Annotated in this window: 11 protein-coding genes; 2 read left to right on the top strand and 9 right to left on the bottom strand. The window is 71.5% G+C overall.

Annotated features, from left to right (window positions below):
- Positions 1-57: 57 nt before the first annotated feature.
- Both ABD714_RS17280 and rpsP read right to left on the bottom strand, forming a co-directional pair.
- A complete protein-coding gene (locus ABD714_RS17280; protein WP_344813685.1) occupies positions 58-321 on the bottom strand; it encodes an RNA-binding protein in 264 nt (87 codons plus the stop codon).
- A gap of 2 nt (positions 322-323) precedes the next feature.
- On the bottom strand, positions 324-752 hold the full coding sequence (rpsP, locus tag ABD714_RS17275; protein ID WP_344813684.1) for a 30S ribosomal protein S16: 429 nt from the start codon (positions 750-752) through the stop codon (positions 324-326).
- 558 nt (positions 753-1,310) lie between these two features.
- Between rpsP and ABD714_RS17270 the strand changes: the two genes are divergently transcribed.
- On the top strand, positions 1,311-2,015 hold the full coding sequence (locus ABD714_RS17270; protein ID WP_344813683.1) for a dienelactone hydrolase family protein: 705 nt from the start codon (positions 1,311-1,313) through the stop codon (positions 2,013-2,015).
- Positions 2,016-2,062: 47 nt separating this feature from the next.
- On the opposite strand, the gene ABD714_RS17265 is transcribed toward ABD714_RS17270, so the two are convergent.
- Genes ABD714_RS17265 through ABD714_RS17255 form a run of 3 tightly spaced genes read right to left on the bottom strand, consistent with a single transcriptional unit; the run spans position 2,063 to position 4,563 of the window.
- Positions 2,063-2,959: an amino acid ABC transporter permease gene (locus tag ABD714_RS17265; protein WP_344813682.1), complete on the bottom strand. Its 897-nt coding sequence runs from the start codon at positions 2,957-2,959 to the stop codon at positions 2,063-2,065.
- Positions 2,956-3,603 (bottom strand): amino acid ABC transporter permease, encoded by a 648-nt coding sequence (locus ABD714_RS17260; RefSeq protein WP_344813681.1) that lies wholly within the window; start codon positions 3,601-3,603, stop codon positions 2,956-2,958. The genes ABD714_RS17265 and ABD714_RS17260 overlap by 4 nt, the downstream gene beginning before the upstream one ends.
- Positions 3,604-3,606: 3 nt before the next feature.
- On the bottom strand, positions 3,607-4,563 hold the full coding sequence (locus tag ABD714_RS17255) for a glutamate ABC transporter substrate-binding protein (RefSeq protein WP_344813680.1): 957 nt from the start codon (positions 4,561-4,563) through the stop codon (positions 3,607-3,609).
- Positions 4,564-4,799: 236 nt separating this feature from the next.
- Here ABD714_RS17255 and ABD714_RS17250 point away from each other — a divergent pair, with 236 nt between their 5' ends.
- Positions 4,800-5,558 carry a hypothetical protein gene (locus ABD714_RS17250; protein ID WP_344813679.1) on the top strand — a complete coding sequence of 253 codons (759 nt, stop codon included), beginning with the start codon at positions 4,800-4,802 and terminating at the stop codon, positions 5,556-5,558.
- A gap of 10 nt (positions 5,559-5,568) precedes the next feature.
- Here the strand turns inward: ABD714_RS17250 and ABD714_RS17245 are convergent, their stop codons facing one another.
- The 4 genes from ABD714_RS17245 to ffh form a co-directional block, all read right to left on the bottom strand.
- On the bottom strand, positions 5,569-6,408 hold the full coding sequence (locus tag ABD714_RS17245; protein ID WP_344813678.1) for an ABC transporter permease: 840 nt from the start codon (positions 6,406-6,408) through the stop codon (positions 5,569-5,571).
- A gap of 13 nt (positions 6,409-6,421) precedes the next feature.
- On the bottom strand, positions 6,422-9,094 hold the full coding sequence (locus ABD714_RS17240) for an alpha/beta fold hydrolase (protein ID WP_344813677.1): 2,673 nt from the start codon (positions 9,092-9,094) through the stop codon (positions 6,422-6,424).
- 161 nt (positions 9,095-9,255) lie between these two features.
- Positions 9,256-10,359: an amidohydrolase family protein gene (locus ABD714_RS17235; protein WP_344813676.1), complete on the bottom strand. Its 1,104-nt coding sequence runs from the start codon at positions 10,357-10,359 to the stop codon at positions 9,256-9,258.
- Between the two features lie 15 nt (positions 10,360-10,374).
- Complete coding sequence (gene ffh / locus ABD714_RS17230) at positions 10,375-11,955, bottom strand: signal recognition particle protein (RefSeq protein ID WP_344813675.1); 1,581 nt, start codon at positions 11,953-11,955, stop codon at positions 10,375-10,377.
- Positions 11,956-11,967 lie beyond the last annotated feature (12 nt).

The raw sequence follows: 11,967 nt of genomic DNA, 5'->3' as shown, positions 1-11,967 counted from the left end.
CCCCGGACCCTGTCGGGTTCCGGGGCGTTCGTGTCGAACGACTGCTGCTGACGACGGTCAGCGTCGACCGTGGCGCTGCTGCTGCGGCTTGTCCACGTCGACGAAGTCGACCCGGACGGACTGGCCGCCCGCGAGGGCACCCACCACCGTGCGCAGCGCCGTGGCGGTGCGACCCGAGCGGCCGATGACCTTGCCGATGTCGGACGGGTTCACCCGCACCTCGAGCATGCGTCCCTGTCGCAGCTGCTTGTCCCGGACCCGGACCTCGTCCGGGTGCGAGACGATGCCGCGCACCAGGTGCTCGAGGGCGTCGTCCAGCATGCTCAGGCCTCGCTGGACTCGGTGGCAGCCTCGGGCTCGGCCGCGTCCTTGCTCGACTTCTTGGTCGAGGTGGCCGACGAGCTGGGCTCGTTGCCCGCCTCGGCGAGAGCGGCGTTGAAGGCGTCGAGCTTGTTCTTCTTCTCCCGCTGCGGCTGCACGCCGGAGGGCGAGGTGTCCCCGGAGTGCTCCTGCCAGTCACCGGTCCGCTTGAACAGCGCGACGACGGCCTCGGTCGGCTGGGCGCCGACGGACAGCCAGTACTGCGCGCGCTCGGAATCGACCTCGATGACCGACGGGTCGTTCTTGGGGTGGTACTTGCCGATCTCCTCGATCGCGCGACCGTCCCGCTTGGTCCGGGAGTCGGCGACGACGATGCGGTAGTGCGGCGACCGGATCTTGCCCAGACGCTTCAGACGAATCTTGACAGCCACGTGTGTGGATACTCCTGTGTGGTGTGCCTGGGTGGTTAGGACCCAGTCAGTACGGGTGACATCGTCTTTCGGCGTGGGACACCGGCCGACGACATCGGATGGTTCCGTGTCGAACGGCGATGAGAGGGCACCACACGACACAGAAGCGCAGCCCATTCTGCCAGACGCCGGGCGCGGAGACGAAACCGGCGAGATCGCGCCGCGCGCAGCCAGGACCGGACCGCAAAATGAACATTCCGTCAGTCGACGGACTCCGTGGGCCCAGGGCAAGCTCCGGTGCCGAGTTTCCGTCAGTCGACGGAATCTCCAGGCCCGGGGCCGGTCAGGTGCCGAACATTCCGTCAGTCGACGGAATCTTCAGACCCGGGGCCGGTCGGGTGCCGAGCATTCCGCCAGTCGACGGAATCTTCAGGCCCAGGGCCGGTCCGGTGCCGAACATTCCGTCAGTCGACGGAATCTTCAGGCCCAGGGCTGGTCAGGTGCCGAGGAATCTGCCACTCCCCCGTGCATGCCAGGCAGCGGCGACCTCGCGCTTCACCACGGGCGTACGGTGCGGCCATGGAGACCCAGTCCGAGGACGTGACCATCGGCGACCGGCGCGCGGTGGTCAGTCGACCGATCGGAGCCGGACGGTGGCCGGGGGTGGTGATGCTGCACGAGGTCTTTGGCATCACCGACGTGCTCCGCCGCCAGGCCGACCGGCTCGCCTCGGCGGGTTATCTGGTGGTCGCCCCCGACCTGCTGGGTGAGGGATCGCGGTTCGGCTGCATGAAGCGTGCCTTCCAGGCGCTGACGGCTCGCCAGGGGCGGCCGTTCGAGGTGATCTCCCAGGCGCGGGACTGGACGGCCGAGCAGCGGGAGTGCAACGGCAAGGTCGGCGTGATCGGGTTCTGCATGGGTGGCGGCTTCGCCCTGGTGGCGGCCGCGGACGGCTTCGACGCCGCCGCGGTGAACTACGGGATGATCCCCGCCGACGTCGACGAGGTGCTCCGGGGAGCCTGCCCGATCGTCGGCAGCTACGGCGCCAAGGACCGGATGAGTGCTGCGGTCCCCCGCCTGGCCGCCGCCCTGGAGGGTCAGGGCATCGACTACGACCTGAAGATCTACCGGACCGCCGGCCACTCGTTCCTCAACGACGCCGCCGTCGGACCGGTGCTGGCCCGCCCGCTGATGAAGATCGCCCACGTCGGGCCGGACCCGGAGGCCGCCGCCCATGCCTGGGGTCGGATCGAGAAGTTCTTCGGTCGCCATCTGAAGGCCTGACGCCGGTCCGGCGTCACGCGACCCTTTCCCCGTTCCCGTGCCCGGGATCACCGTGGGGCGACGGCGGCCGGCAGCTCGACCTGCTCGAGCACCGCCTGCTCGCTCCCGCTACGGCCACTACGGCCACGGTGGGAGCCGACCCGGCCGATCCGGGCCTCCAGCGCCACGGCGAGCCGGGTGAGGGCGAAGTTGATCGCCACGTAGATCAGGCTCACCACCAGGAACGACTGCAGCAGCAGCTTGGTGTTGTTGGCCAGCGTGTTGGCCTGCTTCATCAGCTCCGGGTACGACACCACGTACCCGATCGTGGAGTCCTTGACGATCGCCACCAGCTGGGTGACCAGGGACGGGACCACCAACCTGATCGCCTGCGGCAGCAGGACCAGCCGCATGGTCTGGCCCCGGGTCAGACCCACCGCTGCCGCCGCCTCCTGCTGGCCGCGGTCGAGGGCGGCGATGCCGGCCCGGACGATCTCGGCGATGACGGCGGCGTTGATCAGGATGATCGGCACGATCAGCTTGCCCGCGATCGGCAGGTTGAGGCCGAGCCCCGGCAGGGCGAAGAGGAAGACGTAGACCAGCAGCAGGGTCGGCACGGAGCGGAACACCTCGATGTAGAGGGTGCAGAGCCAGCGCAGCACGCTCACCTCGCCAGCCCGGCCGACGGCCAGCAGGGTGCCGAGCGGGAACGAGACCGCCGCCGCGATCGCGGTCACCAGCAGCGTTCCCCGCAGACCGTCGAGCAGGAACCAGACGGCCCACTGCTGCACGAACGGCTTCCACTTGGGCCAGGCCAGCTCTCCACTGGCCGACAGGGCCAGGTACGACCAGACCAGCCCGGCCGCCACGACCAGACAGATCAGCACGGTCAGCACCCGGATCCGGGCCCGTCCCCGCGGTCCCGGTTCGTCGAACAGCACCCGGGTGGCGATCGGCCGACTCACCGCTGCACCGCCAGCCGACGCTCCAGCACCGACCCGGTGGCGCCACCGAGAAGGGCGATGACGATGTAGACGGCCGCGCTGATCAGGAACAGCAGCATCGACTCCGCCGTCTGGTTGCCGATCTGCTGCGCGGTGTAGGTCAGCTCGGGGACGGCCACGGCGGCCGCCATCGACGACCCAAGCGCCACCCCGATGAAGATGTTCACCAGCGGCTGGACCATCGTGCGCAGCGCCTGGGGCAGGATCACCGTGCTCAGCGACTGGGTGAACGTCATGCCGATCGCCCGGGCCGCCTCGGCCTGCCCGACCGGGACGCCGTTGATGCCGGCCCGCACGGCCTCGCAGGCGAACGAGGCGGACACGAGCATCAGACAGACGACGGCGGTGGTGAACAGGGAGAGGTCCACGCCGACGTACGGCAGCCCGTAGGCGGTCAGGATGAGCAGGCTGAGCAGCGGGATGTTGCGGAACAGCTCGACGTACACCGCCCCGAGCACCCGCAGCGGCGGGATCGGGCTGACCCGGAAGACGGCCACCACCACCCCGATGACCACCGCCCCCACGAAGGCCACCGCGGTGATCGCCAGCGTGGTGACGATGCCACCCCAGAGGGCGGCGTAGGTGTCACCCAGGACCTCGACCACGGCTCAGGACCCCGGTGCGGAGCCGATCTCGGGTGGCGTCGGCTGCTCACCGGTGACCACGGTCCCGATCGTCGCCTGCCACATCTTCAGCCAGGCACCGTTCTCGAAGATCGTGCTCAGGAACTGGTCGACGAACTGCTTCGCCGTCGAGTCGTCCCGGGTGACCCCGATGCCGTAGTAGTCGTCGGAGAACGGCTCCCCCACGACCTTCAGGGTGTCGTCGGTGCTGGCGTTGGAGATGAGGATGCCCTGGTCCAGCACGTACGCGTCCACCCGGTCGGTCTTCAGCGCGGCGAGGCACTGGGCGTCGTCGGGGAACAGGCTGACCGCCGCCCCCGGCGCGACCTGCTTGATCCGGTCGGCCGCGGTGGAGCCCTGCTGGGTGGCCACCTTCTTACCGTCCAGGTCGGTGACCCCGTTGATGCCGGTGGTCTCGGTCTTGATCATGACCGCGTCGCCGGAGCGGTAGTACGGACCGGCGAACGCGACCTTCTTCGCCCGTTCCGGGGTGATCGAGTAGGTGGCCACGACGACGTCCACCGTCTTGTTCTGCACCAGCGTCTCGCGGGTGTCGACCGTGCTGATGGTCAGCGCGATCGGCCCGTCGGGCTTGCCGGTGATGTAGTGCGAGAGCAGCTGGGCCAGACCGGCGTCGAAGCCGGTCAGCTTGCCGGTGGCCGGATCCTTCATGCTGAACAGGGGTCCGGCGTCGGAGCCACCCATCCGCAGCGACCCGGCCTCCTCGATCGTGACCGCCCACGGACTGGCCTTGATGGTCGCGTCGTCGGCCACCGGCCCGTCGGCGATGATCTGGTCGTAGTCGCTGACGTTCGTCTGGTTGCCGCTGAGCGCGCTCGTGTCGTTGCCGCAGGCGGCCAGGAGGGCAGGGCCGCCGACGGCCAGCGCGGCGACACCTCCCACACGGTGCAGCAGGCTGCGGCGGGTCAGAGGTTCGGCCATCGTGTTCTCCCATTCGTACGCATGTCGTTTCAGCAGACCACGCCGAGCGGCCGAAGTCGCGGACCGCAACGCGAGCACGGCGCGCCATCTCGACCGAGCCGCTGTCGGTGGTGCTCGCCGCCTCGAGTGGAAGCCGACAGAGGTCGGACGACGCGCACCGCGCCCGTGGCGTACGGGCAGTCGCCTCGCTCCCGGTGCGCCGCCGTGACCTCGAGCCGCGGCTACCCTGAGCCGCGATGAGCACGCAGAGACGGCCGGCGGTCACCGACGTCGTCGTCGTGGCGCTGGCGGTGTCCGTGGTGGTGGCGGCGTGGTTCGTCCTGACCCCCCGCGTCGACCGGGCCGGGCAGCCCTACCCGTCCGATCTCCCTCCGGCCGGGGCGCCGCGCACGCCTCCGGCCGACACCCCGACGCCGTGGCCGGGCTTCCCGGTGCGCCCGGCCGGGCAGATCCCGGCGGCCGGGCTCACGGTCCAGGGCCGCGGCAACAGCGAGGTCCGTTACGCCCGGTTCCCGGGCAACCCGACCAGGGTGCAGTTCTCCTGCCCGACCTGCACCACCCCGACCTGGCTGGTCGACCTGGCTCGCCCGCACCCGCTGGGCGGCGGACCGCTGACCACCCCGAAGCGCTACGACGACGTGGTGGACTACATCGACCCGGGACCGCGGAACCGCCTGCTGGTGAAGGTGAGGACCGGCGCCGCCTGGACCCTGGTGCTGACGCCGTTCGACGCGCTGCCCGTGCAGACGGCGACGGTCGACCGGCGGGACACCACGTTCGTCCGGGTCAGCACCAGCGGGCCGGTCACCCTGCGCTGCCCCCCGACGTCGTTCGTCAAGACGTTCGCCCGGCCTCCGGGCGCCACCGAGTACGACGTGGGTCGGGTGATCCGAGAGAACACCGAGGACACGGTCACGATCGACCCACCGCACGGCACCGACCCGTGGGTGCTGTTGATCACCTGCGCGGGCCCGTGGACCCTGACCCTCCGTTGACCGGGACGGCTCAGCTGGTGACGTCCTTGCGCAGGAAGTGCCAGACGGCGGCGGAGGTCACCACCACCGCGTAGCCGACCGACCACAGCACCCCGCTGATCATGTCGGAAGGGTCGATCTGCGCCGAGAGCGCGTCGGCCCAGGCGAAGGCGTAGTGACCGGGCAGCGCCTGCCGCAGGTCGCCGAGGGCGGAGATGGTGTCCAGGATGGCCATCACGATCATGATCACCACGGCGCCGCCGACCGCCCCCAGGGGGGCGTCGGTCCAGACCCCGAACGCGAACGCCAGGGCGGCCACCACCAGCTGGCTGAGCAGGAGGTAGACGACGATGACCGCGAGCCGGCCGGCGAAGGCGGGCCAGCCGATCTGCTCGCCGGTCGGGCCGATGTAGGGACCGAAGCCGTACGCGATCCCGCCGACGAGCAGCGACCACGCCGGGAGGAAGACGAGCGAGGCGGTCGAGAAGATCGCCGCCGTGATCAGCTTCTGGCGGATCAGCCTCGTCCGGGACACGGGCGCCGCCAGCAGGTAGCGCAGGCTCGACCACGACGCCTCGGTCGGCACCGAGTCGCCGGCGAACAGGGCGACCACGACGACGATCAGGAACCCGGTCGAGGCGAACAGCGCGAAGACGGTCAGGTTGGCTCCGCTCTCCTGACCGAGGTCGACGAAGGACCGCGGCCCGGGCCCGCCGCCGTCCCCGGCCAGCGAGAAGGCGGCGATCAGGATCAACGGCAGCGCCACCAGCACGATCAGCACCCCGAGGGTGCGACGACGCCGCAGCTGGCGGACGATCTCGGCGCGGAGCGGCAGCGGCTTGGTGACGGCCAGCACGACGGGAGACGTCATCGGGTGCGCCCCGTCATCGGGCGACCTCGGTCATCGAGTCCAGGAAGACCTGCTCCAGCGACACCGTGTGCCCGCGGGTCAGATCGTCCACCGAGCCGGACAGCACCACCCGGCCGCCGGCCATCATCACCACGTGCGTGCAGGTCTGCTCGACCTCGCCGAGCAGGTGGCTGGAGACGACGACCGTCCGGCCGCTCGCGGCGTAATCGCGCAGCACGGCGCGCATGGCGTTGATCTGGGGCGGGTCGAGACCGTTCGTCGGCTCGTCGAGCAGCAGCAGCGGCGGCTGGCCGAGCATGGCCTGGGCGATGCCCAGCCGCTGCCGCATGCCCTGGCTGTAAGCCCGCACGCGACGGTCGAGCGCCGGCCCCAGACCGGCCACGGCCAGGGCCTCGTCCAGGTGCGCCTCCGCAGCCGGGCGGCCGGTGACCTCCCAGTAGGCGTCCAGGTTCTGCCGCCCGGTCAGGTGGGGCAGGAACCCCGGACCCTCGATGAACGCCCCGACGTCCCGCAGCACCTCGGCGCCCTCGCTGACCGACTCGCCGTGGACGAACACCGTCCCCGCGTCGGGTCGGATCAGCCCCACCAGCATCCGCATCACCGTCGTCTTGCCGGCCCCGTTGGGACCCAGCAGCCCGACCACCTGCCCGGGTTCGGCACGGAAGGAGACACCGTCCACCGCCCGCAGACCGTCCCGGTACGTCTTCTGCAGGTCCTCCACCACCAGCGGCACGCCACGCAGCTCCGCACGCACGACCCCGGCGCGCTCCCGGCGGCCGAGCACCAGCGCCCCGACGGCGGCGAGCACGACCAGCGACGACACCACCAGCAGCAGCGGCAGCGAGACGTCCAGGGTCGGCGGCACGACCTCGGCGCTCGGCAACCGGGGCAGCGTGAGCGCGGCCCGACCGGAGACGGCGAGGTCGTAGACGGCACCGTCCTTGCGGTTGGCGTACGCCTGGTCGGTGCTGGAGACGACGACCCGGAGCCGGTGTCCGACCGGCACCTGGTGGGCGACCGCGGGCAGGGCCACCTCGACGGTGCTGGCCCGATCCGGCGTCAGGCCGACGAGGTGCACCGGCGCGACCACCGACTGCGGCAGCACCGCGGTCTGCGGGAGGCCACCCGGTGCCGACGAGCCGGCGCCACCGGCGCCCGGGGTCGGGCTGGCCGGCGTGGTGTCGGGACCGAGGTCCCACAGGGACACGAACAGGGTCGCGCTGGTCGCCGACGACGTCAGCTCCAGCCGGATCCGACCACTGCCCAGCAGGGTCTGCGGCTCCTGCAGCACCTCGGAGGTGAAGACGGCGGACTGGCCGGGCAGCACGGCCAGCGGGTAGGCCGCCACGGCAGCCGCTCCCCCGATGGCCTCGGAGCCGCCCGGCAGGCTCGTCATCGCCGTCGGCACGCCCCCGGGTGGGGACACGACCTGTTGCCGCGTTCCGTCCAGCGCCCGGGTGGTCTGCTCCAGCGCGCCACCGGTGCGTCCCGGGTAGTCGCCGGTGGTGACGGTCGTCGGCTCGTCCTCACCCTGGTCCCGACCGACGAGGGCGGTGGTGGGGATGGAGGCGCTGAACGTCGGCGGGGTAGGAGCGTTCCGGTCGTCGCGGAGATAGCGGTCGAACCAGGACCGCCACTGCGGCAGCAGCGCATCGAGGTCGATGCCGCCGTCGTGACCACCCTCGACCCAGGCCATGGCGGCGGGGGTGCTGGCAGGCAGCCCGCGGAAGTTGGCGTCGGCCTGGTCGAGGGTGAAGAGCGTGTCGTCCTCGCCCTGCACGATCAGGGTCGGCGCGGTGATCTGGGGCAGCACCCGGTCCATCGAGGAGCGGTCGAGCAGCTGGAGCAGACCGGGCGACGGGTCGCCGGTGAGGGCGGTCTGCAGATACTCCTGGCAGATGTCGGTGGCGAACCGGCCGCACAGCTGAGCCCCCTGGCCACCGCCCTGGCCGGACGACCCGCCCTGACCCGATGAGCCCGCCCCGGCGCCGCCCTGCAGACCGCTCAGGAAGAACAGGCCGGCCCACCGTTGCTTGAACACGCCGGCGTCGTCGGCCGGGGTGACGTCGGCGAGCGAGGAGCCGGTCCCGCGGACGGCGTGCTGCGGCACCAGCGCCTGGGTGAGGCTGTTCCAGGTGAACGCGGACACCACCGCGTCGACCCGCGGGTCCAGCCCCGCGGCCATCAGCGCCGCCGCACCCCCGTACGAGGCCCCGGCGAAGCCGATCAGCGGATCCCCGCCGACCTCGGCGACCTCGGGGCGGGACGCGGCCTCGTCGACCACCCGCACCGCGTCGCGGCCCTCGAAGGCGGGGTTGCCGAGGTGGATGAGGCCGCCGGACGCGCCGAAGCCCCGGGCCGTGTAGGTGATCACCGTGTAGCCGGTGCGGGCCAGGGTCTGGGCGATCTGCGCGGCATCGGCCTTGGTGCCGCCGAAGCCGTGGGCCAGCACGATGGCCGGCTGGGGTACGCCGGGGTCCGTGGTCCACAGCGACGTGTCCAGCGTGACCGGGGCACCGTCCGGCTCGGGCGTGCCGGGTGTCTGCAGGGTGATCTCGGTGACCGGGGCGTCGTCGGCGTACGCGGGCAGCAGGGCCGGGCCGACGCCGATCAGCAGCGCGCCGATCCCGGCGAGGGCGGTCAGCAGCAGGCGGCGGGCAACGACGGGGAAGGACGCGGACACCATGACGCCCCCATCCCACCATGCAGCCCCAAGGCGTCCCGCCGGGCGGAGCAGCCCGGCCCGCCGACCCGCAGCATCAGGTCTGGATAGGTCCGCGTCGAACGCAGCGCGACCTGGCGCCGGCACGGCGTGTCGCGCCGTTTCGGCCCAGGTCGAGCTGACTTTCACGCGCCGGCCTCGACCACCCGTCCGCGGAGGATCACGTAGCGCGGCCGCCGCAGGACCTCGAGGTCGCGGCGCGGGTCCTCGTCGAGTACGACCAGGTCCGCGGGTGCCCCGTCGGTCAGGGTGTCCGGCCGGCCTAGCCAGCGCCGCGCCGCCCACGAGCCGGCGGCGAGCGCGCCCTCCGGCCCCAGGATGTCGGCCAGTGCCGCGATCTCCTGACCGACCAGACCGTGCGGCAGGTAGCCGCCCGCGTCGGTGCCGGCGTAGATCGGCACGCCGGCGTCGTGCGCGGCGGCGAAGGTGTCGAGGCGCCGGGCGTAGAGGGCGCGCATGTGGGTGGCGTAGCGGGGGAACCTCGCTTCGCCCTGGGCCGCGTAGGTCTCGAAGTTGTCCAGCTGCAGCAGGGTCGGCACCAGCGCGACCTGCCGCTCGGCCATCTGGGCGATCACCTCGGGCCCGATCCCGGTGCCGTGCTCGATGCCGTCGATCCCGGCCGCGACCAGCTCGGCGGCGGCCTGCTCGCCGAACGCGTGCGCGGTCACCCGGGCCCCCAGCTGGTGCGCCCGGTCGATGGCCGACCGCGCCGTCTCGACCGGCCACAGCGGGGCGAGGTCACCGCTCTCCCGGTCGATCCAGTCGCCGACCAGCTTGACCCAGCCGTCCCCGCGGGCCGCCTGGCGCTCCACCTCGGCCACCAGGGCGTCCGGCTCGACCTCGGCGCCGTAGTGACGCAGGTACCGCTTCGGTCGGGCGATGTGCCGGCCGGCCCGGATCAGCCGAGGCAGGTCCTCCCGATCATCGATCCAGCGGGTGTCGGCCGGGCTGCCGGCGTCACGCAGCAGCAGCGCCCCGCCGGCGCGCTCGGCCAACGCGTGCTGCTCGGCCACGTCGTCCGGCACCGCCCCGGACGACTCCAGACCGACGTGGCAGTGAGCGTCGACCAGCCCCGGCAGCAGGTAGCCGCGACCGACCAACGTGATCGCGTCCCGGACCGGGTCCTCACGGACGACGCCGTCGACGACCCAGAGATCGCGGTGCTCACCGTCCGGCAGCACCACGCCGCTGAGGTGGAACCGGTCGGCCCCCAGCACCCCGGCGCCCATCGGTGCGGTCGAGTCCTACTTGCCGAGCCGCTTGGTCAGCTCCGGCGGCAGCTGGAAGTCGCCCAGCGCCTTCTGCAGCTCGGCCGGGTCCATGTTCTGGGGCACACCGAAGGCAGATCCCTGGTCCACCGCGGCGGGTGCCGGGAGCTGGTTGCGCTTGGCCGGGTTGCCGGAGACGCCGCGGGCGTTCTTCTTCTTGGCCTTGGCCTGCTGGCGCTTCGGTCCACCGCCCATCCCGGGCAGCCCCGGCATGCCGGGCATCTTCCCGCTGGCCATCGCCGTCATCATCTTGCGGGCCTCGAAGAACCGGTCGACCAGGTTGTTGACCTCGCTGACCTGGGTGCCGGAGCCCTTGGCGATCCGGGCCCGTCGCGAACCGTCGATGATCTTGGGACTGTCGCGCTCGGCCGGGGTCATCGAGTGGATGATCGCCTCGAGCCGGTCGACCTCCTTCTCGTCGATGTTGTTCAGCTGGTCCTTCATGTCCCCCATCCCCGGGAGCATCCCGAAGATCTTGGAGAGCGGACCCATCTTGCGGACCATCTGCATCTGCTGCAGGAAGTCCGACAGACCGAACTCGCCGCCCTGGCCGGTCAGCTTGGCCGCGGCCTTGGCCGACTGCTCGGCGTCGAAGGTCTTCTCGGCCTGCTCGATCAGGGTGAGCATGTCGCCCATGCCGAGGATCCGGCTCGCCATCCGGTCGGGGTGGAAGACGTCGAAGTCCCGCTGACCCTCGCCGTTGGAGGCGAACATGATCGGCTTGCCCGTCACCCGGGCGATCGACAGCGCGGCACCACCACGGGCGTCACCGTCGAGCTTGGTCAGCACGACCCCGTCGAAGCCGACGCCCTCGGCGAACGCGTTCGCGGTGTTGACCGCGTCCTGGCCGATCATCGCGTCGACCACGAACAGCACCTCGTCGGGCCGCACGGCGTCGCGGATGTCGGCAGCCTGCTGCATCAGCTCGGCGTCGATGCCCAGTCGGCCCGCGGTGTCGACGATGACCACGTCGTAGAGCCGACGCTCGGCCTCGGTGATCGAGTTCTTCGCCACCTCGACCGGGTTGCCCCTCGGCCTGTCGAGGTCGTCGTTCGACGAGGCGTTGCCGGGCTCCGGGGCGAAGACGTGCACACCGGCCCGCTGCCCCACGACCTGCAGCTGGTTGACCGCGTTCGGTCGCTGGAGGTCGGCCGCCACCAGCAGCGGGGAGTGTCCCTGGCCCTTGAACCAGACCGCCAGCTTGCCGGCGAGCGTCGTCTTGCCGGCGCCCTGCAGACCGGCCAGCATGATCACCGTCGGCGGGCGCTTGGCGTAGCGGATGGTCCGGGTCTCACCGCCGAGGATGGTGACCAGCTCGTCGTTGACGATCTTGACGATCTGCTGGGCCGGGTTCAGGGCCCCGTGCAGCTCCGCCCCGCGGGCGCGTTCCTTGACCGCCGCCACGAAGTCCTTGACCACGGCCAGGTTGACGTCGGCCTCGAGCAGCGCGCGCCGAATCTCCCGGGCGGTCTCGTCGATGTCGGCCTCGGTGATGCGGCCCTTGCCACGGAGGCTCTTGAACGTCGCCGCCAGGCGGTCCTGCAGGGTGTCGAACACGGTGGTTCCTCG

The organism is Microlunatus aurantiacus (assembly GCF_039536605.1).
Lineage (GTDB): Bacteria > Actinomycetota > Actinomycetes > Propionibacteriales > Propionibacteriaceae > Microlunatus > Microlunatus aurantiacus.
The sequence above is the reverse complement of the archived record's forward strand: the minus strand, read 5'-3'. Positions and strand labels throughout refer to the sequence as shown.